We start from the raw sequence: 21028 nt of genomic DNA, 5'->3' as shown, positions 1-21028 counted from the left end.
GCACGGTCACTTCAACCGAATGCCGAAATTACTTCACTGAGGCCGGATATGCCCAACCTAAATTCATCCCGCTCTAGGCTCTGCGGGGAAGTTTTTCCGCCAAAGGTTCCAGACCGGCTGCAAGGTCCGGGAGGCCCGTGACCCCTTGGAACAGGGCCATCACCCGTTCGGCAATTTCGTCGCGTTGGGTCCCTGCTGATATCCGGTGCACAGTGCAGTAGTCATCGAGTGAGGCTCCAGCCCCGACGGGCGAAAGGCGACCGGCAACGATATGGGTGAAGCCTGGTATCAAGGCGCACATCAAACACCGTCGCGGTGACGATAAATTGCGTCACGCTACGCTTCAGGATTTTTGGGGCGAGTAGTCACTTTGAGGCTGAAGATCGCCTTAAATTTCTCTCCAAACGTTGGCTGGGGTTGAAACCCACTTAGCCAGTCGTCGTACTCCTTCGAATCTGGAATCAGCCGCTGGGCTTTTTCAGACGAGTAGTCAGCTTCTGCGATCTTCGGCAACGGCCTGAAAACACGATATCTATTTCTACGAACTGTGTTGCCGTGTTCATTAAGAGCTTTGGAAAGGAGCATGCTGAAAAAGATACAATCGTTGCAGTATATCTCGATGGCAAAAAGTGTCTGCTTGTACGTTTCATCCACGCCATTTGAAGTATGAACACCGAGGTAGCGAATCGTCACTTCGTCATGGCTCATCGCTGGTCCCTCATACCATCTCCGCACCAGTTCGTTTCTGAACGCTATCGAGGTGTTGAGGGCATCAATTCCTTTATTTATTTCGATGACTAGATTCAGTGTCTTCGTATCTAAGCTTAGCTTTTCGAAGACGACGGCTTCCAGTCGCTCTATCGGCACCTTTGATATCGGCAACGTATGCAATTCCGTTTGACAGTGAAATTTCTCAATTTGTGGGTCCGGTTCAGCTGCGTGAAGCTTCTCAAGAAAGGCCAAGAAGCTTTTTTCGGTCTCGCGAAACCGCTCTAACATTCCGATCAGATGCTGTTTTTTAAGAGACATGAAGGTGTTGCCGATGGCGAAACAGAGCGCTTGCGCTTCGTTCACCGCTCTCAATGTGGCTAACAATTCTTTCCGTTGATCGCGACGCAAAATCGCAACCTGTGCTCCCCAAGAGCCGGCGAATGCTGCAGCCACACCAACAACCGATGGGACAAAATTGGGACTGGAATAGAGATAGTGCCAAAGGTTCGTCAGTTGACTCATCGAAAATTGTCTCCCCTTGACGCTCTTTCGTCTGAGGAGCTGGTGGAGTCAATGAGCCTGTTGGAATCAGACTTTGTTTACTTGCTAATGGAACCCAACAACCACAGTCAGCTTAAGTGTGATGAGCACACGCGGTACAAATTCCTCGACGAGTGGTTGTCCACCAAGGTTCATGCAACAGCCGATATGATTTCGGTTGCCGAACTGACCGAGCAGCTATTTGAGGATGGAAAGGCGTCAGGGATTACCAGCAGCGAAATCGAGGAAGGCACTGGCAGCGTTTACGAAGCCATCCTTGATGCCATCATGATGCTGGTGTGACGGACTAAAACAAGGTTATTCCTTGAGCGCGTCTTCGTCCCGCTTTAAATTGCTGCTGACTGCGGAAATTGATTCCACGTCCTACCATCAAGGACTCGCCCTGTTCGCTTTTTATTGACTCCGCCCCATTGCTTGAAGTGGAACGCGACATCAGCATCTACGCATTGATCCCGGATCGAGCGCACCCACGCTGGATCCATCGGACGAGCGCTAGGACCGCTTTCGCCTCCAGCAATGGCCCAATCGATCCCCGACAAATTAAGTGAACCTAGATCGCCGACGAGGGGCTCTAGGCTCAGGAATTTTACTGCTGCGGGAGTGCGGCGCAAATCATCAATCCGGTTGACGTATTGGTGGTTCTCTACACTCACTCCCATCCACACGTTAGCGGGCCACTCAAGCCCGTCAGCAACTTCTAGGAGCCGTTTCGAACGCTTTGTAAGAACTTGAAACGTGTGCTGCGGACAGTCTTTCATCACCTTGAAGACTTTGCCAATGAACTCGATGGGAATACCCTCGTGGAATAAGTCAGACATGGAATTAACGAATATCATTCGTCCAGTCTTCCAAGAGTGTGGGATCGTCAGCGCATGCTCATCTACGCGTACAGTTCCGTTCCATTTGGCCCGGCCCCCGCTCCGCCTTGTGAGCGCCCGATATTTCGCTTGGCCCATCAAATCTAAGCGTTCCGCCATTCTCATGGCATAGCAATTCGTGCAGCCCGGCGACACGATGGTGCACCCTGCGACGGGGTTCCACGTAGCCTCGGTCCACTCAATCCGTGAGTTATTGGCCATCTACTTCTTAACCTTGGGAAAACTGACCATCAGACGGTCGGCGAATGAGTTGCTACGGCGAGGTTTGCCATCTGGGTCGACGACCGAAACGTCGCCGGCATCTTCAAGTTTTTTCAAAACGTCTTTGTAATTCTTGCTCAGATATGGCCGACCAACACTATGGCTCTCGTAGATGTCGAGCATGGACACTGTTCTGCCCGCATATTCCTTTTTCAGTAAACCTTCCAGGTCATCGAGCGGGCGCGTAAGCTCGAACAATAGCGGCATTGAGCTATCGGCAGGCGAATACGCGAAAGATGCGACTCCTTGATCCGCTTTCGAGCTTGCGGATGCCATGATCCCCTTCATCGTCGCATATCCCTTGAAGCTCTTCGACACGAAGACCAAATGATGCGTCAGCCGCCCCTTGTCGTTTCGGAAACGGAACGGCAGGACAAACTTCCCACCCATCTCAGTCAGAGCCTGCGTCAACTCTTCGAGTATCATCTGCTCTCGAAGCGCTGGCTTCACCCCTTCCACGTTCTTCCTGAGCTCGGCCGCTCGATCGTCGCCAAAAAGCGCCGCCATGTGACTTTGAACCATGGGGTTGGAGATACCGAGGCTGATACGATTGTAGTTGAAGAAAAACACACAGTCGCAGCCCCAATCCTTAATGACCCCGTTTACAAGACGTAGCGACAGTCCTTTGTATCCGAAAGGATCGAGGAACGTAAACGAAGGTATAAGCTTCGTGGTCGCGAAATACTCCTCGGCGTCATGGTCTACTGCGTTGCAATTCACCTCTGGTTTATACTTTAATTTTTCAATTCCTGGCAGTGCATCGATTTCCGACTGCAAAGTCTGGGTATTGTTGACGTCCATATCGTTGAACAGTGCAACCAAGGCACCGCTGAGGCTGGGGTTTTCTATCGCTTTTTGAAGCACCAGCAGCGGAGTTGAAGCCGCCCCGTCCTTGTATCGACCGGGGCCGGCGTAAAGATCGATATAGGCTATCTTGCCGCCACCGTATCGCTGAGCGGTCGGCAGAATGATATTTGCCCAGGTTGCGAAATATTTTTGAATAATCTCCGCCTTGACTGCTGACTGGTCGCCGCGCTCTTCAAAGAATTTTTTACTCATGCCTACCGCCAAATGTATTTGACTCGGTAAGCTATCGTAGAGACCGGATGTCATAGCGCGCAATAGAATATTACGAGAACGTGCGCAGCCCTTCCCCACTATCGTGGGGTGTACGTTAGAAAGTACTGTCGGAGCATGCCGCAACTCTCGGCGTTGTAGCTGGAGGTCATCGTCGTTCATGCGTGCATAGATCGCACGAACTGTCTTGGCGAGCAAGGAAAATGTTCCTCTTTTGTTCGCGTGAAATACGATCCAATCGGCACGCCGGGCAAGGCGACCCGGCACAACATGCTAAGCTTTAGCGTTACTTTTTCTTCAAATACGGGTCGCTGTTAAGGCCGGCAGAGGGTTAACGGAGCGCTAACGGATCCCGGCTAAATTGATCTTTGTTCTAAGGTCAGGACATCCTGACCGAGGCAATCGCGAAACCGACACGGTTCCGGTCGAGCATGGTCAAGCGTGTATAGAGTATCGGGCGTATCCCTCGTGTCATCTTCGGACTTCAGGCAAATCGCGGCAGGGACGGAATCAGGAAAGGCCGAAAGGCTGTTCCGCGCAGCGGTGTCTGCGTTCTGCTCGCTCACCCGGCCATCCCGCCGTGAAATTGGCCAGCTCGAAGATCTGACGCTGCCGCTGTTCGACAACGTGTCCGCCGAATCGCGCCGCTACGTGGCGGCGGCCCTCTCTGAATGCGAATATGCTCCGGCCGGGCTGGTGCGGCGCCTGTGCGAGGAGCCGGTGGGCATCGCCGCCCCCTTGCTCATCCGCTCGCGCGCAGTCAGTGACATCGACCTCATTGCGCTGATCGGCCGGCACGGGCTGCCGCATGCGCGCGCGATCGCGCGCCGCAAGAACCTTAATCCGACTATCGCCGATCTGATCAGGGCACTGGAAAGGCCGACGCTGGTGCGGGTGCGCGATCCGGAAGCGGAAGCCTCTCCGGCACAAACCGCTCCCTCGAAGGCGCCGGCCGCCGACAGCGCGGCGAAGCAGCAGACGCCGGGCGTTGGTGCCGAAAATGCGCGGCGCAGACTGCGCTCCATGATGCGGACCGGCGAGGAGGCGCAGGCGGCGCAGGTCGATCCGTTCACCGGAGCCGACACCTATGCCAAATTGCGCGAGACGGCGCTGACCGGAAACGCCGCCTTCTTCCAGACCGCGCTCGCCGATGCGCTCGATATCGATTTCTCGACGGCCAGGTTGCTGACGGCGAACCAGAATTACATGCCGCTGCTGGCGGCGCTGCGCTCGCTCGACCTCAGCGAGGACCGGGCATTCCTGATCACGGTTGCCGTCTACTCCCGCGAGTTTCCGCATCCGCAGGCGATCCGCACCTTCCTCGATCGCTACCGGCTCCTGCACCGCGACGCGGCGCTGGACAAGGTGCGGGAATGGAAGGCCCTGACCCTGTCCGATGTGGTTCGCGACGCCGCCCCCACCAACAGCGCCAGCCGCGAGGCGTCGAACAGTGACGATGCAGCGGCCTTCCCTGGCCTCAGGACATCTTCACGGAAATAAGCTCCTCGACAGGAACAGCGCCGGCCTCGATCTCAACCACCCAGATGTCGGGATCGAATTTCTTCTCGCGTTCCAGCCTGGCGTCCAGCACCGAAGCATCGGCGGCGGTGGCGAGAAGGCTAAAGAAACGGTCGTCGGGCTTGGCCGAATCGTAGCTCGTCTGTGGCGCCGGCCCATAGAGAGCGATTTCACCAAGCCGGCTCCGCGTCAGAACGAACACGGCGCCGGCTTCGGTCGCGCCGCGCTTGACCACGGCGGCAAATCCGCCCGCGCCGAAAACCCGACGCAACAGGGCCGATACCCACAGATCCGTGGTCACGCGCATGAGAAAAGTCCGGACAGCATGCGGGCTATCTATCGGTATTTACACCGCTGGGCGAGCCGTTGTTTGCGCCGTCAGTTGGTCAGGCCGATCTCGCGCATTTTGACATAGACCAGTTCGTCGGGCTCGCCGGTCTGCGGCAGGCCGAACAGCGACTGGAATTCCTTGATGGCCGCCTTGGTACGGGCGCCGACGACGCCGTCGAGCTGCATGTCGTCATTGCCGAAGGCCTTGAGCCCGGCCTGTATCTTGACAATGCGAGGATCCGGCGCTTGGGAAGCCGTATCGGTCTGCAGCGACACTGGAACCGCCTGCGACACTTCGGGACGCGGTTGCGGTTTCGGCACGGCGGCGGTTTTCGGGGTCGCGCCCAGCTGATCGAGCAGCAGCGCGTCGATCTCGCCGGACGTGTTGAGCCCAACCTTCTGCTGATAGGCCTGGATCGCCTTGCGCGTGTTGGGTCCGGAAATGCCGTCGACCGTGCCGGCGTAGAAATCGAGATCCTTCAATATGCCCTGCACCTGCTCCACCACCGGATCGCCCTTGACCGGCGCCGGCGCGGTACCTGGCCGCACGATGTTGAAGGTGGTCTCCGGCTCATCAGCGGCCGCGTGCGGAACGCCCTGCATGCTGCGGGTCGCGAAGAAGGCGCCGGCATGCGGAAAAGGCTGGTACCACAGCGCATTCGCCGAAACGTAGAACAGCGTCACCAGGAATGCCGTCGACCCTCCCGCCAGGACGGGATTGCGCGAAATCATGCCGCCGATGGCGACGGCTCCGTCCTGGAAGGCGTTGCTGCGGCGCTTGGCCGCCTTAGGCTGTTTTGCGGAGCGCGCCATTTCCGTCCCCTTTCGCCCTGGCCAGCGGCATCGTCAGCACCCCGGCCTTGTCCGCCGGCCGCCCTTTCGGCCCGTTCACCGGCAGGCTGATGGTGACCGTGGTGCCCTCGCCCGGCATGCTTTCGATCGACATGGTGCCTTCGTGCAGCGCCACCAGTCCCTTGACCAGCGACAGGCCAAGGCCGGTCCCCTCGAAACGACGGGTATAGTCGTTCTGGATCTGCATGAACGGCTTGCCGAGATTGGCGAAATCTTCCTCGGCGATACCGATGCCGGTGTCCCGCACCCAGAAATGCAGGCGCGAACCGATCCGCTTGGCACCGACGACGACATCGCCGCCATCGGGCGTGAACTTGATCGCATTCGAGACGAGATTGATGAGGATCTGCTGCACGGCGCGCCGGTCGGCGTTGATTTCGCCGGCGTCCGGCGCGATCTGCGCCTTGAGATCGATGTTCTTGGCCTGCGCCTGGAGCCGCATCATCTGCTGACACATGTCGACGGCTTCCATGAAGCGGAATGGCTCCGGTTCGGTCGCATAGACGCCCGATTCGATCCGCGACACGTCGAGAATGGAGGTTACGACGGCAAGCAGATGCTGGCCGGAATCGCGCACCAGACCGACATATTCCTTCTGCCGTGGATCCTTGAAGGCGCCGAACATCTCGTGCAGCAGCATGTCGGAGAATCCGATGATGGCATTGAGCGGCGTGCGCAGTTCGTGGCTCACCACCGCCAGGAAGCGCCCTTTCGCCACTTCGGCGGCGGCGGCCGCGTCATTGGCGGCGCCGAGGTCTTCGCGCAACCGGGCGACCTCGTCGTTCTCGCGCAGCACAAGCGTGAAAACGTCGCCCTGCTCCTGAGCGCGCATCAGTTCGAGCGAAAACGGCCGATAGTTGTCTGCCGCGCCATTGCCATTCTGTCCATTGCCGTCCTGCGGCAGCCTGACGCGCAACTCCAGCCTGCGCGACAGCGCCCCGTCTCGCATGTCGGCCAAGGCACTGAGATAGGAGACGCGATCCGAGAGATGCACGCGATCGAAAAGCCCGGTTCCGCAAAGCAGTTGCGGGGGCAGCTTCAACAGCGTACGCGCCTTTGCCGAGGCATCGATAACCTCGCCATGGCGGGCGACGCGCAGGACCACCGCGTCGATCATGTCTTCCAGACGATCGCCGGTGTCCCCTACGTCGGCCGCAGCCGCCGTGTTGCGAACCGCCGATATACGCGGCACCAGAGTCAGCGCCCAGGCCAATGGCAGCAGCCAGTGCCACGCGGCGATCGGCACCGCGGCGTGCGGGAGGACGGTTGCCGTCACAGGCTGCAACAGAATGGCGACGACGGCGCAGACGGCTCCCCACAGCGCCGCGCGGCGCGAGGCGCCGATCCACCAGGCTTCGAACGGCAGCGCCACGAAAAGCATCGCGACCGGAGAGCTCAGCCCGCCGGCAGCGGCAACAAGACCGGCGAGCGCAAGTCCCGCGATCGCCAGCGCGGCCCGGCCGGCCAGATCCATCCTGCCGGTCGCGGCCACCAGCAAGGCGATGAACCAGCAAAGACCAAAGGCCGCGAAGATGGCGGCCACGGTGACGGCTGCGCCCATGCCTGACGTGACGAGCGTGACCGCGGCACCGGCGGCAAAGAACGGAGCGGCCAGCATGGCGCCGATAAAGCGACGCTGACGCTCGCGGTCGTCCAGCCCAAGAATGGAGGGATGGACCATACGTTCACAACCGGCGGCCATTGCCCCAGGCAATTCAACGTATCTGGCCTTGATCGGCATCAACTCAACGCACCCGCACTCGTCGTGAACAGCTCTGCTTTTGCAGATCGTTTTGATTGACTCTGAAACTCGCACCCAGCCTTTAAAGAATGGATAAGGCAGGGCCGACCCAAGGCCCGGCCCACGGCGAATATCGGGATGGGAGCGCCCGAAAAGGCGGGCAAATGCCACCATAGTAAACGGAGGGTTATCCGCAGGGGCCGCCCGAAGCCTGGCCAGCCGCAGCGCACCGACCGCCTGATTTTGTGGAAAACGCAATAGAAACAAAGGAATATATGGCTGATGGATGATAAGAAAAATGGTTCCAATCTGAGACAAATCGACAGCAAAACGCTTCGTTTCGAATTTGCCTCAAATTTGAAGAAAATTCTCGGCCAACCCGCAAGCCGTCCTTTGCGCCTGTGTGCCAATATCCCGCCCACAAAAGAGGTCATGCTCATGGATGCATGATCCGGTCACGACAAGAGGCGAGCATGTTCTTCCTGATGAGAATGGCTTTCTGGTTTTCGCTGGTGCTGCTGGCACTGCCGCTGGGCGTCGGTTCCGAGCCGGGTCAAGAAAGCGTAGGCCCGATCCAGGCTTTGTTCGCGGCCCGCGACGCGGTCGGCGACATCGCCGGCATTTGCGAACGCAAGCCCGATGTCTGTGAGACCGGCAAGTCGGCAATGCACACCATCACCGCAAGGGCCAAGGAGACCGCCAAGATCGCGGCCGCCATGCTGGACGACAAGTCCGCCGGCCCCGACACCTCCACAATGACCGGCAGCGTTCCCGAAGAAGTCGTCTTGCCCGAGACGGTCAACCTGCCGGTAAAGAATTAGGCCGTTTCGACGGCGCACCGCGGGCAGTCTGCCCTCTCGACGCCCGCGGTGTCCTTGTTTTTCCGTGACGCGGCGACGGTGGATGACTATATCCCAGTCATGACGACCACGATCCAGACGATCCGCGACGACTTCTCGTTCCTCGACGAATGGGAGGACCGCTATCGCTATGTCATCGAACTCGGCGAGGCGCTGCCGCCATTCCCCGACGAGGAACGCACCGCCGCCAACAAGGTGCCAGGCTGCGTCAGCCAGGTCTGGCTTACCACCGACCGGGGGCCGGGGGGCGATCCGGTCATCACCTTCAGGGGCGATTCGGACGCCCATATCGTACGCGGGCTGGTGGCGATCATGCTGGCGCTGTTCTCCGGCAAGACCGCCAGCGAAATCCAGAAAATCGATGCGGAAGCGACGCTGAAGGCGCTCGGCCTGGACGAGCACCTGTCGCCGCAGCGCGCCAACGGCCTTCGCTCGATGGTCAAGCGCATCAGGCGCGACGCAGAGGCCGCGCTCGAGCAGACGGCCTGATACCGCCTCCGCGATCAGCCGATCGCATCGTACCGCGCACTGGTACCAGCGCTGTCCTTGGCCCACCGGCAAAGTAAAACGGCGCCCGAAGGCGCCGATATCGATCCGGTTGAACTGTCCGTCCGGCTCTATCTATCGTTTGAGCCGCATTCTGCGATGCCAAGTCCACTCACCTGGCAGCAAATGCTTAGCGGGCCTTGCGCTTGCGGCCGAGGCCCATCTTCTTGGCGAGCTGGGAGCGGGCGGCCGCGTAGTTCGGGGCAACCATCGGGTAGCTCGGGTCGAGGTTCCACTTTTCGCGATACTGATCCGGCGTCAGATCATAGTGGGTCATCAGGTGACGCTTGAGCGACTTGAACTTTTTGCCGTCTTCAAGGCACACGATATAGTCGTCATGAACCGAGCGCTTCGGGTTCACTGCCGGCTTCTGCTTGTCGGCGGGCGGCTGTTCGGCGGTTCCGCCCACACGCCCGAGAGCAGCATGGACGTCGGAGATGAGGTTCGGCAGTTCGCCGACCGGCACGGGATTGTTGCTGACATAGGCGGCCACCACGTCGGCGGTCAGCTCGATCAGCGCGTCGCTGTTTCTGGAAGGTGTTTCGACAATATCCATGGTCTTCAGGCCCCAACGAGAGTTAGTTTAGTGCGCCCTTTTTTACAGGCAAGGCATTGCACGAATTTTGTGCAGACAGAGCTTCTGCGATTCGTGTCGCGGGGGCATCAATGAACCTACCTAGCAAGTAAGTCAATTCGATCCTTGCACTATATTGAACGATGTTGATCAAATATTTCCGGATCAGCTTCAATCTTTCGTGCACGATGTAATTTTTCGATATTTCGCAGGCGAAACCAGCGACCGGTGACGCAGCGTTAGCTAACCGTTACATTCGCGCTAACTCACAAAGCATCTCCGAGTGCTTTGCTTTGCTTGGCGATCGCGCCGGCAATCTTGGTTGCTCACCCCCTTTCGCAAAACCAGAGGTTGCCCCACCTCGGCCATTGCCGGCCCTCACGCGTCGTGCAGCCGACCAGCTCGGATCACTCAATACGGGGCGATGTATTTGCCATAGGCCCACCCGGTGACGAAACCGCCGTTCTTCGCCGGATCATGCCAGACTTCGCACCAGCGATAGCGAACCGCCTGCTGCTGCTTCCATGCCGGCTGATTGGCGATATCGAGCAGGTGCGTCCCGCCGGTGCATCGCCCGGTCATCTGCAAAACGGTGCCGTTCGGATATGCGGCCTGTTTCTGGGACGTGCCCGAGGGATATTTGCGCACGTCGAGCGTGTCGCCGAACGGCACGTTGGCCACTTGCCAAGCGGCGAATACGGTCGCATGAGATTGGCCGGCGATGGCCGCGGAAACGACGGCGAGAGCCGCGACGGTGCGAGCATAGATATACATCATTTCTCCTCCCGGCCCGCTTTCTGGAGCCCGGCGCAGCAATAAGACCCGGCTCTTGAACCCGCGCTGATCGGCGTGTTCATTGGCCATTCAGGACATTTCCAAAGCGAGACGCAATGACCAAAACTTCTGCATTCCCGGATGTCACCCCGCCAACGCCCGAGAAGCGGCCGGTTTTCGACACGCATCACGGTATCACGCGAACGGACGACTATTCCTGGCTGCGGGCCGACAATTGGCAGGAGATGTTCAGGGACCCCGCATTGCTCGATGCGGGCATCCGCGCCCATCTCGAAGCCGAGAACGCCTACCAGTCGAAACTGATGGCCGACACGGCCGATTTGCGGAAGCGGCTGTTCAAGGAGATGAAGGGTCGCATCAAGGAGGACGATTCTTCCGTGCCGATGAAGGACGGACCCTACGCGTATGGCTCCTCCTTCAAACTCGGCGGCGAGCAGCCGCGCTATTTCCGCATGCCGCGGGACGGCGGCGCGCAGCATATCCTGCTCGACGGCGATGCCGAGGCCGAAGGCAAGGCCTATTTCCGGCTTGGCGGCGTCGATCATTCGGCCGACCATGGCAAGCTTTTATGGGCGTTCGACGACAAGGGCTCCGAATTCTATACGCTTCGGGTCCGCGACCTCTCCGACGGCAAGGAACTCGCGGACACGGTTCCAGACACCGGCGGTTCGGGGGTGTGGAACGCCGCCAATGACGGGTTTTTCTACACCCGGCTCGACCCCAACCACCGTCCCTCCAAGGTGCTGTTCCATGCGCTTGGGCAGGATCCGGCAAGCGACCGGCTGATCTATGAGGAAAACGATCCCGGCTTCTTCATGAATGTCGGCGGCACGCGCTCCAATGAATGGATCATGGTTGCCATCAACGACCACGAGACATCGGAATACCGGCTGCTGAGCGCGGGCGAGCCGTTTGGCGAGCCGAAGCTGGTGGCGGCGCGCGAGACCGGTCTTCAATACGAGATGGAGGAAGGCGGCGACATTTTCTTCATCCTGACCAACGCCGATGGGGCCAAGGACTTCAAGATCATGACGGCGCCGGCGAGCGATCCGATCCGCGCCAACTGGCAGGAACTGGTTCCGCACGAGGCCGGCCGGCTGATCCTGTCGGTGATCGGCTTCAAGAACCATATGGTCAGGCTGGAGCGCAAGGAGGGCCTGCCGCGCATCGTCGTGCGCGACCGTGCAACCGGCGAGGAACACCTGATCTCCTTCGACGAGGAGGCGTTTTCGCTCGGCCTGTCGGGATCCCTGGAATACGACACCGAGATCATGCGCTTCACCTATTCATCGATGACGACGCCGGCGCAGGTCTTCGACTACAACATGGGCACCCGCGAGCGCGTGTTGCTCAAGACCCAGGAGGTGCCGTCCGGCCACGACCCGGAGCGCTATGTCACGCGTCGGCTGATGGCGCCCGCGGCTGATGGCGAATTGGTGCCGGTCTCGCTCTTGTACCGCCGCGATACCCCGCTGGACGGCTCCGCGCCTTGCCTGCTTTACGGCTACGGTTCCTATGGCATCACGGTGCCGGCGGCCTTCAACACCAACTGGTTCTCGCTGGTCGACCGCGGCTTTGTCTTTGCAATCGCCCACGTCCGCGGCGGCAAGGACAAGGGCTATGGCTGGTACGATGACGGCAAGCGGGCGCACAAGATGAACACTTTCACCGATTTCATCGCCTGTGCACGCCATCTGGTCGCCGAACGCTACACTGTGCATGACCGCATCGTCGCGCAAGGTGGATCCGCCGGCGGCATGCTGATGGGCGCGGTCGCCAACATGGCGCCGGACTGTTTCGGCGGCATCGTTGCCGAGGTGCCTTTCGTCGACGTGCTCACCACCATGCTCGACGCCAGCCTGCCGCTGACCCCGCCGGAGTGGCCTGAATGGGGCAATCCGATCGCGTCGGCGGACGACTACCGGACGATCGCCGCCTACTCGCCCTATGACAATGTCGCCGCGCTCGGCTATCCACCGATCCTGGCGCTAGCCGGTCTCACCGACCCGCGCGTCACCTATTGGGAACCGGCCAAATGGGTGGCGCGGCTGCGCGAGCGCAAGACGGGCGACAATCCGGTCCTGTTCAAGATCAACATGGAATCGGGCCATGCCGGCGCGTCCGGCCGGTTTTCCCGGCTGGAGGAGATCGCCTACACATATTCATTCGCCTTGAAAGTGACAGGCAAGGCAACAGGGCCGCAGGGCTGAAGCGGTCATTGCCCTTCGGCCCCTGGCGTGACTTGATCGGCGACGAACGCCGAGGAGGATGCGAGCAATGATCGACCTGGCCACATTGACCACCTATGTCGCCGTGGTGCTCGGTTTTGTGTTTATTCCCGGCCCCGCCACGCTGCTGACGGTCGCGCGGGCAACGAGTTCGGGAACCAAAGCCGGCATCGCAACCGGCGCAGGGATCGCGGCCGGCGACGTGTTTCACACCTTCACGGCCATGGTCGGCATCTCGGCGATCATCGCCGCATCGGCGGTGTTGTTCAGCGCCGTGAAGTATCTCGGTGCGGCATATCTCGTTTATCTCGGCATTCGCGCGATCATGGAAAAGACGCCGGCCGATCTCGCCGCCGGCAGGTTCCCAATCTCAGCGGGCAAGGCGTTTCGGCAAGCCATACTGACTGAGATGCTCAACCCCAAGACGGCGCTTTTCTTCCTCGCGTTCCTGCCACAGTTCGTCCGGCCCGAAAACGGATCGGTAATGCTCCAGCTGGCGGTATTGGGGATCATCTTTGTTCTGCTGGGCCTTTTCAGCACAGTGGTTTTCGCGGTGAGCGCAGGCGGGCTTGGCACTTTCCTGCGTCGAAATCCCACGGTGTTGAAATGGCAGGGCAAGATTGTCGGCGGCATCTACTGCGGCCTGGGCGTGCGGCTGGCGCTTCAGCAGCGCTGACGCGAAACGGTGACCGGCGCCCCTTCTCGGCGAGCCGGGCAATCATTGGTTTTTGAATTCCGTGTTGCTGGTTTTCGCTCGCAATTGCGATGCCCGCGCGCTACCCAAGGCGCGTTTTGTCCCGGGCCATGACAGCCCACAATCGCACAAGGGCCTGCCATGCTGCTCGTCGACGTCTATCTCGACAAATCCCCCATCCAGGGCATTGGTGTCTTTGCCAAGAATCCCATTTCCCGCGGCACGATGATCTGGAAGCTGGATCCGAGATTCGACCGGCTCATCGAGGTCGGGACCTATGAGAGCCAGACAGGACCGGTGAAGAGCTATCTCGATCGCTATGCCTATCCGGACAGGCGAGATCCGAACTACATCATCTTCGAGGCCGACGATGCACGCTACATGAACCACGCCGACGAGCCGAATTGCGACGTATCCTCGCCGGAGGAAAGCTTTGCGTTGCGCGACATCGCGGCCGGCGAGGAACTGACCTGCAACTACAATCATTTCTTCGCGGCGGGCTTCGACTTCCTGGGCGATCGCCACCCGTAGTCAGCTCGCCGGTTTTTTGCGCGCCGGATAGCCGTTCGGATGCGGCGGAACCGCCTTGAGATAGGCCGCGATCGCCGCGCGGTCCTCGGGCGCCAGTTCGGCCATGTTCCTCTGCACGTCGACCATGGCCCCGCCAACGGAATCGAAATCGGGCGTGAAGCCGGTTTCGAGATAGTTGGCGATATCGGCCTGCGACCAGTCGCCGATGCCGCCCTCCCCGGAGGTGATATTGGGGACGATGCCGCTGCCTTCGGCGGCTGTGGCTCCAGCCAGCCACTCGCTCTTCTTTGTCCCCCCCGCAAGGTCACGCGGTGTGTGACATTCGCCGCAATGACCCGGTCCCTCGACCAGGTAGCGACCGGCAATCACAGGACCAGGCGCGCCTTCGGGCAGGGACACAACAGGCTGCTCGCTGAGATAGAGCCGTTTCCACAAGCCGATGCCGCGACGGATGTTGAACGGGAAACTCAACGAATTGGCCGGCGCTCGGCCGGCAACCGCCGGCAGCGTCTTCAGGAAGGCATAGAGATCGGCAATGTCGGCGGGCTTCATGCGCGCGTAGGACGTATAGGGAAATGCCGGATAGAAATGCTCGCCCGACGGCGAGACACCCTTCAGCATGGCATTGGCGAGATCCTCGGCCGACCACGCGCCGATGCCGTCCTTCGGGTCTTGCGAAATGTTGGGCGGCACAAACGTGCCAAACGGGGTCTTGAGTTCAAGGCCGCCGACAAGTTCGAGCCGCTCATCGCCTTTCGAACCGGGTTTTGCATGGCAGGAGGTGCAGCCGCCGGCATCAAAAATGCGCTTGCCTCTGGCCGCGTCACCAGGCGCGAGCTTGGCCATAGTTTCCGCATCGAGCTTCACCGGCGCCGAAAGCGTCCACGCGGCAACCGCGCCGACGCCGCCGAGCACGAGTGCGGCGCCGACAAACTTCCTCAGCCATGCCATGGCCGGCGATCAGCCTTTCTTGACCCTGTAGCCCTTGTGGCAGGTGCCGCAGTCGGAGCCGATGACGCCGATTTGCGTCTTCAGGGACTCCACGTCGGCTGGGGCCGCGGCGACCGCGGCCTTGACGTCGGCAAGATACTTGTCTTCCGTCGCCTTGAAGCCGGCCATGTCTTGCCAGATCTTCGGCGCCGCCGTGGTGTCGCCCGTGTCGCTGCCCGCCGGGAACAGGACGTCGGCGTCGAATTTTTCCGCGTTCGCCTGGAGCGCCTGCAGCGCAGTCAGCACGGCGGCGGCATCAAAGGGCTCCTCACCCTTGACCACTTTCGACAGGCCGCCGACGATCTTCCCGCGCTCCTTCATCAAGGCCTGGCGGTCGAGGATCGGGTCGGCAAAGGCCGCCGAACCGGCGAACGCGAGCATAGAGATGGCGACGACAAGCTTTCTCATTCAATTGGCTCCATGATGAAGACATTTCGGGACAGGACGTTAACGGACGTGGCGGGAGGAATATTCCCTTCCCCCGACGATTTTGCAGACCTTTGCTGTGGGATCTCGGCACAGAAAAAGAAAAGCCCCGGGGGTGCCGGGGCTTTCTGAATCTCGATCAGGCTTTCGCTTTTTCGTAAAGTTCGAGAACATGATCCCAGTTGATCAGGCTGTCGACGAAGGCCTCGAGATATTTCGGCCGGGCGTTGCGATAGTCGATGTAATAGGAGTGCTCCCAGACATCGACGCCGAGGATCGGCGCCGCGCCATGGACGAGGGGATTCTCGCCGTTCGGCGTCTTCGAGATCGCCAGCTTGCCATCCTTGACCGAAACCCAGGCCCAGCCGGAACCGAACTGGGTCGTGCCGGCGGCGATGAAGTCGGCCTTGAATTTGTCGTAGCCACCCAGATCGCTGTCGAAAGCCTTCTGCAACGCACCCGGCAGCTTGTTGCCGCCGCCGCCCTTTTTCATCCACTTCCAGAAATGGATGTGATTGTAGTGCTGGGCGGCATTGTTGAAGAGGCCGGCATTCTTGCCGAACGACTGCTTGACCACCTCTTCTACCGACAGATCGCCAAGGCCGGCTTCGGCGGCAAGCTTATTGCCGTTGTCGACATAGGCCTTGTGGTGCTTGTCGTGGTGATATTCCAGCGTCTCTTTCGACATGTAGGGCTGCAAGGCCTCATAGTCGTAAGGCAGAGCGGGCAATTCAAAAGCCATGGAAGGTACTCCCTCAAGGAAAATCCGGTGTCGATACCGGACTAAGATAGGTCTGGATTGGGTTCGGACAACTCCGAAAAGTGAAGCGCCGGGTGCTCTTTCTAAGCGGGTTCCGGAGAACTGTCACACAGTTTCCGGAAACCGGGCGCATTGCGACGAAAAGCCTGGACGGATCAGCCCGCCGACGTCGAATGCGCCCAATCCCAATAGAGCTCCCGCGCCTTCTTGGCCACCGGCCCGGGCTGCAGGCTGCGGTCCTCGATGCGCGTGATCGGAATGACCTTGGAATGGTTGCCGGTCGAAAAAATCTCATCCGCCTCGAGGAATTCACGCACCGACAGCGCCTTTTCGGTGGTCTTGAACCCGTACTCGCCAAGCAACGTCATCGTGCGCGAGCGGGTGATGCCGGACAGGAAGGTGCCGTTCGGCGCCGGCGTCAGGACGTGGCCGTCCTTGACCAGGAAGATGTTCGAGGTTCCGGTCTCGGCGACGTTGCCCAGCATGTCGAGCACCAGGGCGTTGTCGAAGCCGCGCATCTTGGCTTCGAGGATGGCACGGCCATTGTTGGGATAGAGGCAGCCGGCCTTGGCGTTGGTCGGCATGGTTTCGATAGTCGGGCGCCGGAACGGCGAAACCGTCACGGAAAAGCCGGTCGGCGAGATCATCGGCGATTCGTAGAGGCACAGGCAGAAACGGGTCGAGGCGGGATCGGCCGGCACGCCCATATAGCCGCCGTGCTCGGCCCAATACATCGGCCTGATATAGACAGCCGTCTTGCCATCGAATTTCTTCAATCCGTCCCAGGTCAGCCCGACGATCTTCTCGGCCGTCATCGAAGGCTTGAGACCGAGCGCGATCGCCGAGGCATTCACGCGCGCGGCATGAAGGTCAAGATCGGGAGCGACACCCTCGAACCAGCGGGCGCCGTCGAACACGCTGGTGCCGAGCCACATTGCGTGGCTGCGCGGGCCCAAAACGGCGACATTGCCCTCGTACCAGTCGCCGTCGACGAAAGTCCATGTCGCGGAAAGTGCGGCAGCCGCCAGTGTCATTGCTTTGTCCCGTTCCGATCAATCTCGTGTTGCAGCATTGGATGACGCTTTGGCCGGCGTCGTCAACCAGCATCGGGGAGTTTTGTTGAGGCCACGGACGGCGCGCTGCAATCAAGACTTGCACCTTGCCCCGCCTCGCCTCAAAACTGTTGCCATGCAATACGCCGCTTATGTTTTCGACGCCTACGGCACACTGTTCGATGTTCATGCCGCCGTGCGCCGCCACGCCGACGCCATCGGACCGGACGGCCAGTTGCTGTCCGAGATCTGGCGCGCCAAGCAACTCGAATATTCCTGGGTGCGTACGTTGATGGGCGCCTATGCCGATTTTTGGCAACTCACCGAGCAGGCACTTGATTTCGCGTTGCACAAGGTGCCCTCTGCCGATCCCGGCCTCAAGGCGGCATTGCTGGACGCCTATTGGCGGCTGGACTGCTATGCGGAAGTGCCCGCCGTACTGAAGGCGCTGAAGGCGTCCGGCGCCAAGCTGGCAATCCTGTCCAACGGTTCGCCGGAGATGCTTGAGGCAGCGGTCAAATCCGCGGCGCTCGATCAGGTGCTGGACGATATCTATTCCGTCGATGCGGTGCGGCGCTTCAAGACCGACCCGTCGGTCTACGACATGGTCACGACAGGCTGGCGCCTCTATCCGGGTGCGGTCTCCTTCCAGTCGTCCAACCGCTGGGACATTGCCGGCGCGACCAAATTCGGCTTCCGCACCGTGTGGATCAACCGCTCCAACCAGCCGGAGGAGTATCGGGATTTTCCACCGGCCCTGATCCTGCCGTCGCTCGATGCCCTTGTCACAGGTGGCTAACGCATGCGTCCCAAAGGTAATCCTGGTTTTCGCTCTAGGCCGCACACTTCTGTGACCGTAGCGCCACAGTGGCGACGCGGTCACAGCTTCGCCTTTGTTTGTCCACCTTGAGGCCAGATTCGGAACCGCCTATCGCGCCCAAGTGTTGATCAGGCACCTCGCAACGGTCGGCATATTCACGCTTTGTTGCGATTTCAGACTTAAAGAAGGCAACCATGTTCCCAGCCGAAATCGAATCCTATCGCCTGAGCCGTCGCGGCTTTCTCAATGCCGCAGCCCTGGGCGCCGCCTCGATCGCGGTTTCCGCATGCGCCACCACCGGGTCCGGGCCAGTCGAGCCACCGCCACCGGCCTATGTCGAGCCGCCGCTCGCCGACTACGTGACGATGTACGCCGCCGTCAGCGATGGCGGTTTCGAAGTGCCGGCCATTCCCGTCGACAGGATCGATCCGCAATTCCTGCGCCAGATCGTGCCCGACCCGACCGGCCAGAAGCCGGGAACCATCGTCGTCGATACGACCGGCCACTTCCTCTATCTGGTTCGTCCGGGCGGCCAGGCGATCCGCTACGGCGTCGGCCTCGGCCGCGCCGGCTTCGAATGGTCGGGCGATGCCGTCGTCCAGTGGAAACAGAAGTGGCCGAAATGGACGCCGCCGGACGAGATGATCGCCCGGCAGCCGGAACTGAGGCAATACAGCGCTGACAATGGCGGTATGCCGGGCGGGCTGAAAAACCCGCTCGGTGCACGTGCGCTCTATCTCTTCCAGGGCAACGTCGACACGCTCTACCGGCTGCACGGCTCGCCGGAATGGCGTTCGATCGGCAAGTCGGTGTCGTCGGGCTGCGTGCGCCTGATGAACCAGGACATTATAGACCTATATGATCGCGTGCCTTCGAAGACCCCGGTCATCGTGACCAGCGACGCCAGCCAGCCCATGGTGGCGACCGCGAATCACAAAGCCATCCCGATCGATGCCGGCGTGCCGGACGGATCGGTGCTGCTTGGCCCGGTGAAAGCGGTGAGCGACGCGATTTTCTGATGGGAGCGAGGGTGAATGCGGCGACTCGCCGCCTTCACCTCCACATCAGCCTATCCCTGCATGGCCGTTGCGCGATCGCGCTTCCCTATCTGCCCCTCGACAGACTCCCGAGTATCCCGCGCACGATGGCGCGGCCGACCGACGAGCCGACAGAGCGCACCACCGACTTGATCGCGGCTTCCGCCACCGTCTGGCGGTTGGACGGGCGCGGTTGAGGCGGGCGTCTGCCGCCGGGTTGCGGCGGCGGAGCATCATTGCCGAAGCCCGGAATGGTCCAGCGTGAACGGCCGGCGTCGGCCTGCTGTGCCTCGGCATCCGCCGCGTCCTTGGCCTTTTTCTGCAGCATCTCGAAAGCCGATTCGCGATCGACACCCTCATCGTACTGACCGATCACCGGGCTTTCCTGGATCAGCTTCCGCCGCTCGGCTGGGGTTATGGGCCCAAGTCGTGACGATGGCGGACGGATCAGCGTGCGCTGGACCATGGACGGGATGCCCTTGGCTTCCAGCACTGAAACCAGCGCTTCGCCGGTGCCCAGTTGCGTGATCACGGTCGCGCAATCGAAATCCGGATTTGGCCGGAACGTCTCGGCCGCGGTCCTTACCGCCTGCTGCTCGCGCGGCGTGTAGGCGCGCAACGCATGCTGGACCCGGTTGCCGAGCTGGGCCAGAACCTTCTCAGGAATATCCAGAGGGTTCTGCGTGACGAAATAGACGCCGACCCCCTTCGAGCGGATCAGACGCACCACCTGCTCGACGCGGTCGATCAGCACCTTCGGCGCGTCGTCGAAAAGCAGATGTGCCTCGTCGAAGAAGAAGACCAGCTTCGGCTTGTCGGGATCGCCCACTTCGGGCAGCTCCTCGAACAGTTCCGACATCAGCCAAAGCAGGAACGTCGCGTAGAGTCGCGGATTCATCATCAGCTTGTCGGCGGCCAGCACGCTGATGGCGCCGCGGCCGTCGCGGGTGGTGCGCATGATGTCGGCGATGCGCAATGCCGGCTCGCCGAAGAAATTCGCCGCCCCCTGCTGTTCCAGCACCAGCAGCGTGCGCTGGATGGCGCCGACCGAGGGTTTCGTCACATTGCCGTAGCGGGCGCTGATCTCTTCGGCGCGCCCGGCGATATTGGCGAGCAGCGCCTGCAGGTCCTTGAGGTCGAGCAGCAGCAGGCCTTCCTCATCGGCGATGCGGAAGGCGATGTTCATGATGCCTTCCTGGGCTTCGGACAAATTCATCAACCGCGACAAGAGCAGCGGGCCCATCTCGGAGATGGTGGCGCGGATGGGGTGGCCCTGTTCGCCGAACAGATCCCAGAAGATGACGGGGAATTCCTGGAAGTCATAGGGGTCGAGCTTGACCTGCTCGGCGCGCTTGACCAGGAAATCCTGCGCCGTGCCGATCATGGCTATACCGGAGAGATCGCCCTTGATGTCGGCGCAGAACACCGGCACGCCGGCATTGGAGAATCCCTCGGCCAATATTTGCAAGGTGACCGTCTTGCCGGTGCCGGTGGCACCGGTCACCAAGCCGTGACGGTTGCCATAGTGCAAAAGCAGGTTTTCGGGACGCTGATAGCTGTCGTCGGGCTTGCGGCTGGCGCCGATGAAAATGGTGTCGTCAGCCATATGTCCGGTCTCCGCAACTGCTGTGTATAAAACCAGCCCTTCGCCCGAAGGTATAGTGGGGGCCTTGCACAGCGACAATGGCGATCGGCGAAAATGGCCTTTTTTGGAGCTTGCGGATTGTGCCCATGTTTGGCAATCGTTCATGCTTCGTGCTCGAAGGCTGGTGTACGCTCGAGGGAT

Annotated in this window: 23 protein-coding genes; 10 read left to right on the top strand and 13 right to left on the bottom strand. The window is 60.5% G+C overall.

Translation table 11 applies throughout. The features are described from left to right. Positions 1-336: 336 nt before the first annotated feature. Positions 337-1233: a hypothetical protein gene (locus FJ940_RS06680; RefSeq protein WP_140655871.1), complete on the bottom strand. Its 897-nt coding sequence runs from the start codon at positions 1231-1233 to the stop codon at positions 337-339. Between the two features lie 51 nt (positions 1234-1284). Between FJ940_RS06680 and FJ940_RS06675 the strand changes: the two genes are divergently transcribed. Next, positions 1285-1554 (top strand): hypothetical protein, encoded by a 270-nt coding sequence (locus tag FJ940_RS06675; RefSeq protein ID WP_246670983.1) that lies wholly within the window; start codon positions 1285-1287, stop codon positions 1552-1554. A 44-nt stretch (positions 1555-1598) separates the two neighbouring features. On the opposite strand, the gene FJ940_RS06670 is transcribed toward FJ940_RS06675, so the two are convergent. Further along, positions 1599-2351, bottom strand: coding sequence for a phage Gp37/Gp68 family protein (locus tag FJ940_RS06670; RefSeq protein ID WP_140655868.1), 753 nt, complete (start codon positions 2349-2351; stop codon positions 1599-1601). Beyond that, positions 2352-3470: a three-Cys-motif partner protein TcmP gene (locus FJ940_RS06665; protein WP_140655865.1), complete on the bottom strand. Its 1119-nt coding sequence runs from the start codon at positions 3468-3470 to the stop codon at positions 2352-2354. A 486-nt stretch (positions 3471-3956) separates the two neighbouring features. On the opposite strand from FJ940_RS06665, the gene FJ940_RS06660 reads away from it, so the two are divergent. Then, positions 3957-4988, top strand: a complete 1032-nt coding sequence (locus tag FJ940_RS06660; protein WP_181171743.1) for a hypothetical protein — start codon at positions 3957-3959, stop codon at positions 4986-4988. On the opposite strand, the gene FJ940_RS06655 is transcribed toward FJ940_RS06660, so the two are convergent. The 3 genes from FJ940_RS06655 to FJ940_RS06645 form a co-directional block, all read right to left on the bottom strand. Next, the gene (locus FJ940_RS06655; protein WP_140494737.1) at positions 4966-5313 is read right to left on the bottom strand and encodes a DUF1491 family protein; all 348 of its coding nucleotides are present in this window, start codon (positions 5311-5313) and stop codon (positions 4966-4968) included. The genes FJ940_RS06660 and FJ940_RS06655 overlap by 23 nt on opposite strands. Positions 5314-5384: 71 nt before the next feature. Continuing rightward, positions 5385-6149 carry a peptidoglycan-binding protein gene (locus FJ940_RS06650; RefSeq protein WP_140520732.1) on the bottom strand — a complete coding sequence of 255 codons (765 nt, stop codon included), beginning with the start codon at positions 6147-6149 and terminating at the stop codon, positions 5385-5387. After that, the gene (locus tag FJ940_RS06645; RefSeq protein ID WP_140520733.1) at positions 6124-7869 is read right to left on the bottom strand and encodes a PAS domain-containing sensor histidine kinase; all 1746 of its coding nucleotides are present in this window, start codon (positions 7867-7869) and stop codon (positions 6124-6126) included. The genes FJ940_RS06650 and FJ940_RS06645 overlap by 26 nt, the downstream gene beginning before the upstream one ends. 342 nt (positions 7870-8211) lie before the next feature. Here FJ940_RS06645 and FJ940_RS28400 point away from each other — a divergent pair, with 342 nt between their 5' ends. From FJ940_RS28400 to FJ940_RS06635, 3 genes are all read left to right on the top strand, one after another. Further along, on the top strand, positions 8212-8379 hold the full coding sequence (locus FJ940_RS28400; RefSeq protein WP_181169789.1) for a hypothetical protein: 168 nt from the start codon (positions 8212-8214) through the stop codon (positions 8377-8379). 23 nt (positions 8380-8402) lie between these two features. Then, positions 8403-8750 (top strand): DUF5330 domain-containing protein, encoded by a 348-nt coding sequence (locus tag FJ940_RS06640; RefSeq protein WP_140555857.1) that lies wholly within the window; start codon positions 8403-8405, stop codon positions 8748-8750. A 99-nt stretch (positions 8751-8849) separates the two neighbouring features. After that, positions 8850-9278, top strand: coding sequence for a SufE family protein (locus tag FJ940_RS06635; protein ID WP_140624758.1), 429 nt, complete (start codon positions 8850-8852; stop codon positions 9276-9278). A gap of 187 nt (positions 9279-9465) precedes the next feature. On the opposite strand, the gene FJ940_RS06630 is transcribed toward FJ940_RS06635, so the two are convergent. After that, on the bottom strand, positions 9466-9891 hold the full coding sequence (locus FJ940_RS06630) for a MucR family transcriptional regulator (protein ID WP_095089970.1): 426 nt from the start codon (positions 9889-9891) through the stop codon (positions 9466-9468). Between the two features lie 429 nt (positions 9892-10320). Further along, the gene (locus FJ940_RS06625; protein WP_140655920.1) at positions 10321-10683 is read right to left on the bottom strand and encodes an SH3 domain-containing protein; all 363 of its coding nucleotides are present in this window, start codon (positions 10681-10683) and stop codon (positions 10321-10323) included. A gap of 116 nt (positions 10684-10799) precedes the next feature. On the opposite strand from FJ940_RS06625, the gene FJ940_RS06620 reads away from it, so the two are divergent. From FJ940_RS06620 to FJ940_RS06610, 3 genes are all read left to right on the top strand, one after another. Then, positions 10800-12914 carry a S9 family peptidase gene (locus FJ940_RS06620; protein WP_140655859.1) on the top strand — a complete coding sequence of 705 codons (2115 nt, stop codon included), beginning with the start codon at positions 10800-10802 and terminating at the stop codon, positions 12912-12914. 67 nt (positions 12915-12981) lie between these two features. Then, positions 12982-13608, top strand: coding sequence for a LysE family translocator (locus tag FJ940_RS06615; RefSeq protein ID WP_140520736.1), 627 nt, complete (start codon positions 12982-12984; stop codon positions 13606-13608). 159 nt (positions 13609-13767) lie between these two features. After that, positions 13768-14157, top strand: a complete 390-nt coding sequence (locus FJ940_RS06610; RefSeq protein ID WP_140655856.1) for an SET domain-containing protein-lysine N-methyltransferase — start codon at positions 13768-13770, stop codon at positions 14155-14157. On the opposite strand, the gene FJ940_RS06605 is transcribed toward FJ940_RS06610, so the two are convergent. The 4 genes from FJ940_RS06605 to FJ940_RS06590 form a co-directional block, all read right to left on the bottom strand. Next, a complete protein-coding gene (locus FJ940_RS06605) occupies positions 14158-15108 on the bottom strand; it encodes a cytochrome c (RefSeq protein ID WP_140520737.1) in 951 nt (316 codons plus the stop codon). Positions 15109-15117: 9 nt separating this feature from the next. After that, the gene (locus tag FJ940_RS06600) at positions 15118-15555 is read right to left on the bottom strand and encodes a cytochrome c (protein ID WP_140494752.1); all 438 of its coding nucleotides are present in this window, start codon (positions 15553-15555) and stop codon (positions 15118-15120) included. Positions 15556-15712: 157 nt separating this feature from the next. After that, positions 15713-16315, bottom strand: a complete 603-nt coding sequence (locus FJ940_RS06595) for a superoxide dismutase (RefSeq protein WP_140638749.1) — start codon at positions 16313-16315, stop codon at positions 15713-15715. A 173-nt stretch (positions 16316-16488) separates the two neighbouring features. Continuing rightward, the gene (locus FJ940_RS06590; RefSeq protein WP_140494756.1) at positions 16489-17367 is read right to left on the bottom strand and encodes a branched-chain amino acid aminotransferase; all 879 of its coding nucleotides are present in this window, start codon (positions 17365-17367) and stop codon (positions 16489-16491) included. Between the two features lie 154 nt (positions 17368-17521). Between FJ940_RS06590 and FJ940_RS06585 the strand changes: the two genes are divergently transcribed. Together FJ940_RS06585 and FJ940_RS06580 are read left to right on the top strand one after the other, a co-directional pair. Next, entirely contained in the window at positions 17522-18184 is a 663-nt protein-coding gene (locus tag FJ940_RS06585) for a haloacid dehalogenase type II (protein WP_140494758.1), read from the top strand. A gap of 215 nt (positions 18185-18399) precedes the next feature. Next, positions 18400-19224 (top strand): L,D-transpeptidase, encoded by an 825-nt coding sequence (locus FJ940_RS06580; RefSeq protein WP_140494760.1) that lies wholly within the window; start codon positions 18400-18402, stop codon positions 19222-19224. An 85-nt stretch (positions 19225-19309) separates the two neighbouring features. On the opposite strand, the gene FJ940_RS06575 is transcribed toward FJ940_RS06580, so the two are convergent. Beyond that, positions 19310-20848, bottom strand: a complete 1539-nt coding sequence (locus FJ940_RS06575) for a helicase HerA-like C-terminal domain-containing protein (protein ID WP_140555863.1) — start codon at positions 20846-20848, stop codon at positions 19310-19312. Between the last annotated feature and the right edge of the window lie 180 nt (positions 20849-21028).

Source organism: Mesorhizobium sp. B2-3-7, from assembly GCF_006442695.1.
In the GTDB taxonomy this organism is placed as follows: domain Bacteria; phylum Pseudomonadota; class Alphaproteobacteria; order Rhizobiales; family Rhizobiaceae; genus Mesorhizobium.
Note: the sequence above shows the minus strand (reverse complement) of the source record. Positions and strands in the feature narration are given on the sequence as shown.

Bases quoted from the DNA above. Each gene is read 5' to 3' on its own strand.
- FJ940_RS06615 (WP_140520736.1), top strand. From the start codon at position 12,982: ATGATCGACCTGGCCACATTGACCACCTATGTCGCCGTGGTGCTCGGT.
- FJ940_RS06645 (WP_140520733.1), bottom strand. From the start codon at position 7,869: ATGGTCCATCCCTCCATTCTTGGGCTGGACGACCGCGAGCGTCAGCGT.
- FJ940_RS06610 (WP_140655856.1), top strand. From the start codon at position 13,768: ATGCTGCTCGTCGACGTCTATCTCGACAAATCCCCCATCCAGGGCATT.
- FJ940_RS06585 (WP_140494758.1), top strand. From the start codon at position 17,522: ATGCAATACGCCGCTTATGTTTTCGACGCCTACGGCACACTGTTCGAT.
- FJ940_RS06675 (WP_246670983.1), top strand. From the start codon at position 1,285: ATGAGCCTGTTGGAATCAGACTTTGTTTACTTGCTAATGGAACCCAAC.
- FJ940_RS06605 (WP_140520737.1), bottom strand. From the start codon at position 15,108: ATGGCATGGCTGAGGAAGTTTGTCGGCGCCGCACTCGTGCTCGGCGGC.
- FJ940_RS06625 (WP_140655920.1), bottom strand. From the start codon at position 10,683: ATGTATATCTATGCTCGCACCGTCGCGGCTCTCGCCGTCGTTTCCGCG.
- FJ940_RS06670 (WP_140655868.1), bottom strand. From the start codon at position 2,351: ATGGCCAATAACTCACGGATTGAGTGGACCGAGGCTACGTGGAACCCC.
- FJ940_RS06665 (WP_140655865.1), bottom strand. From the start codon at position 3,470: ATGAGTAAAAAATTCTTTGAAGAGCGCGGCGACCAGTCAGCAGTCAAG.
- FJ940_RS06590 (WP_140494756.1), bottom strand. From the start codon at position 17,367: ATGACACTGGCGGCTGCCGCACTTTCCGCGACATGGACTTTCGTCGAC.
- FJ940_RS06580 (WP_140494760.1), top strand. From the start codon at position 18,400: ATGTTCCCAGCCGAAATCGAATCCTATCGCCTGAGCCGTCGCGGCTTT.
- FJ940_RS06575 (WP_140555863.1), bottom strand. From the start codon at position 20,848: ATGGCTGACGACACCATTTTCATCGGCGCCAGCCGCAAGCCCGACGAC.
- FJ940_RS06620 (WP_140655859.1), top strand. From the start codon at position 10,800: ATGACCAAAACTTCTGCATTCCCGGATGTCACCCCGCCAACGCCCGAG.
- FJ940_RS06650 (WP_140520732.1), bottom strand. From the start codon at position 6,149: ATGGCGCGCTCCGCAAAACAGCCTAAGGCGGCCAAGCGCCGCAGCAAC.
- FJ940_RS06595 (WP_140638749.1), bottom strand. From the start codon at position 16,315: ATGGCTTTTGAATTGCCCGCTCTGCCTTACGACTATGAGGCCTTGCAG.
- FJ940_RS06635 (WP_140624758.1), top strand. From the start codon at position 8,850: ATGACGACCACGATCCAGACGATCCGCGACGACTTCTCGTTCCTCGAC.
- FJ940_RS06640 (WP_140555857.1), top strand. From the start codon at position 8,403: ATGTTCTTCCTGATGAGAATGGCTTTCTGGTTTTCGCTGGTGCTGCTG.
- FJ940_RS28400 (WP_181169789.1), top strand. From the start codon at position 8,212: ATGGATGATAAGAAAAATGGTTCCAATCTGAGACAAATCGACAGCAAA.
- FJ940_RS06630 (WP_095089970.1), bottom strand. From the start codon at position 9,891: ATGGATATTGTCGAAACACCTTCCAGAAACAGCGACGCGCTGATCGAG.
- FJ940_RS06680 (WP_140655871.1), bottom strand. From the start codon at position 1,233: ATGAGTCAACTGACGAACCTTTGGCACTATCTCTATTCCAGTCCCAAT.
- FJ940_RS06600 (WP_140494752.1), bottom strand. From the start codon at position 15,555: ATGAGAAAGCTTGTCGTCGCCATCTCTATGCTCGCGTTCGCCGGTTCG.
- FJ940_RS06655 (WP_140494737.1), bottom strand. From the start codon at position 5,313: ATGCGCGTGACCACGGATCTGTGGGTATCGGCCCTGTTGCGTCGGGTT.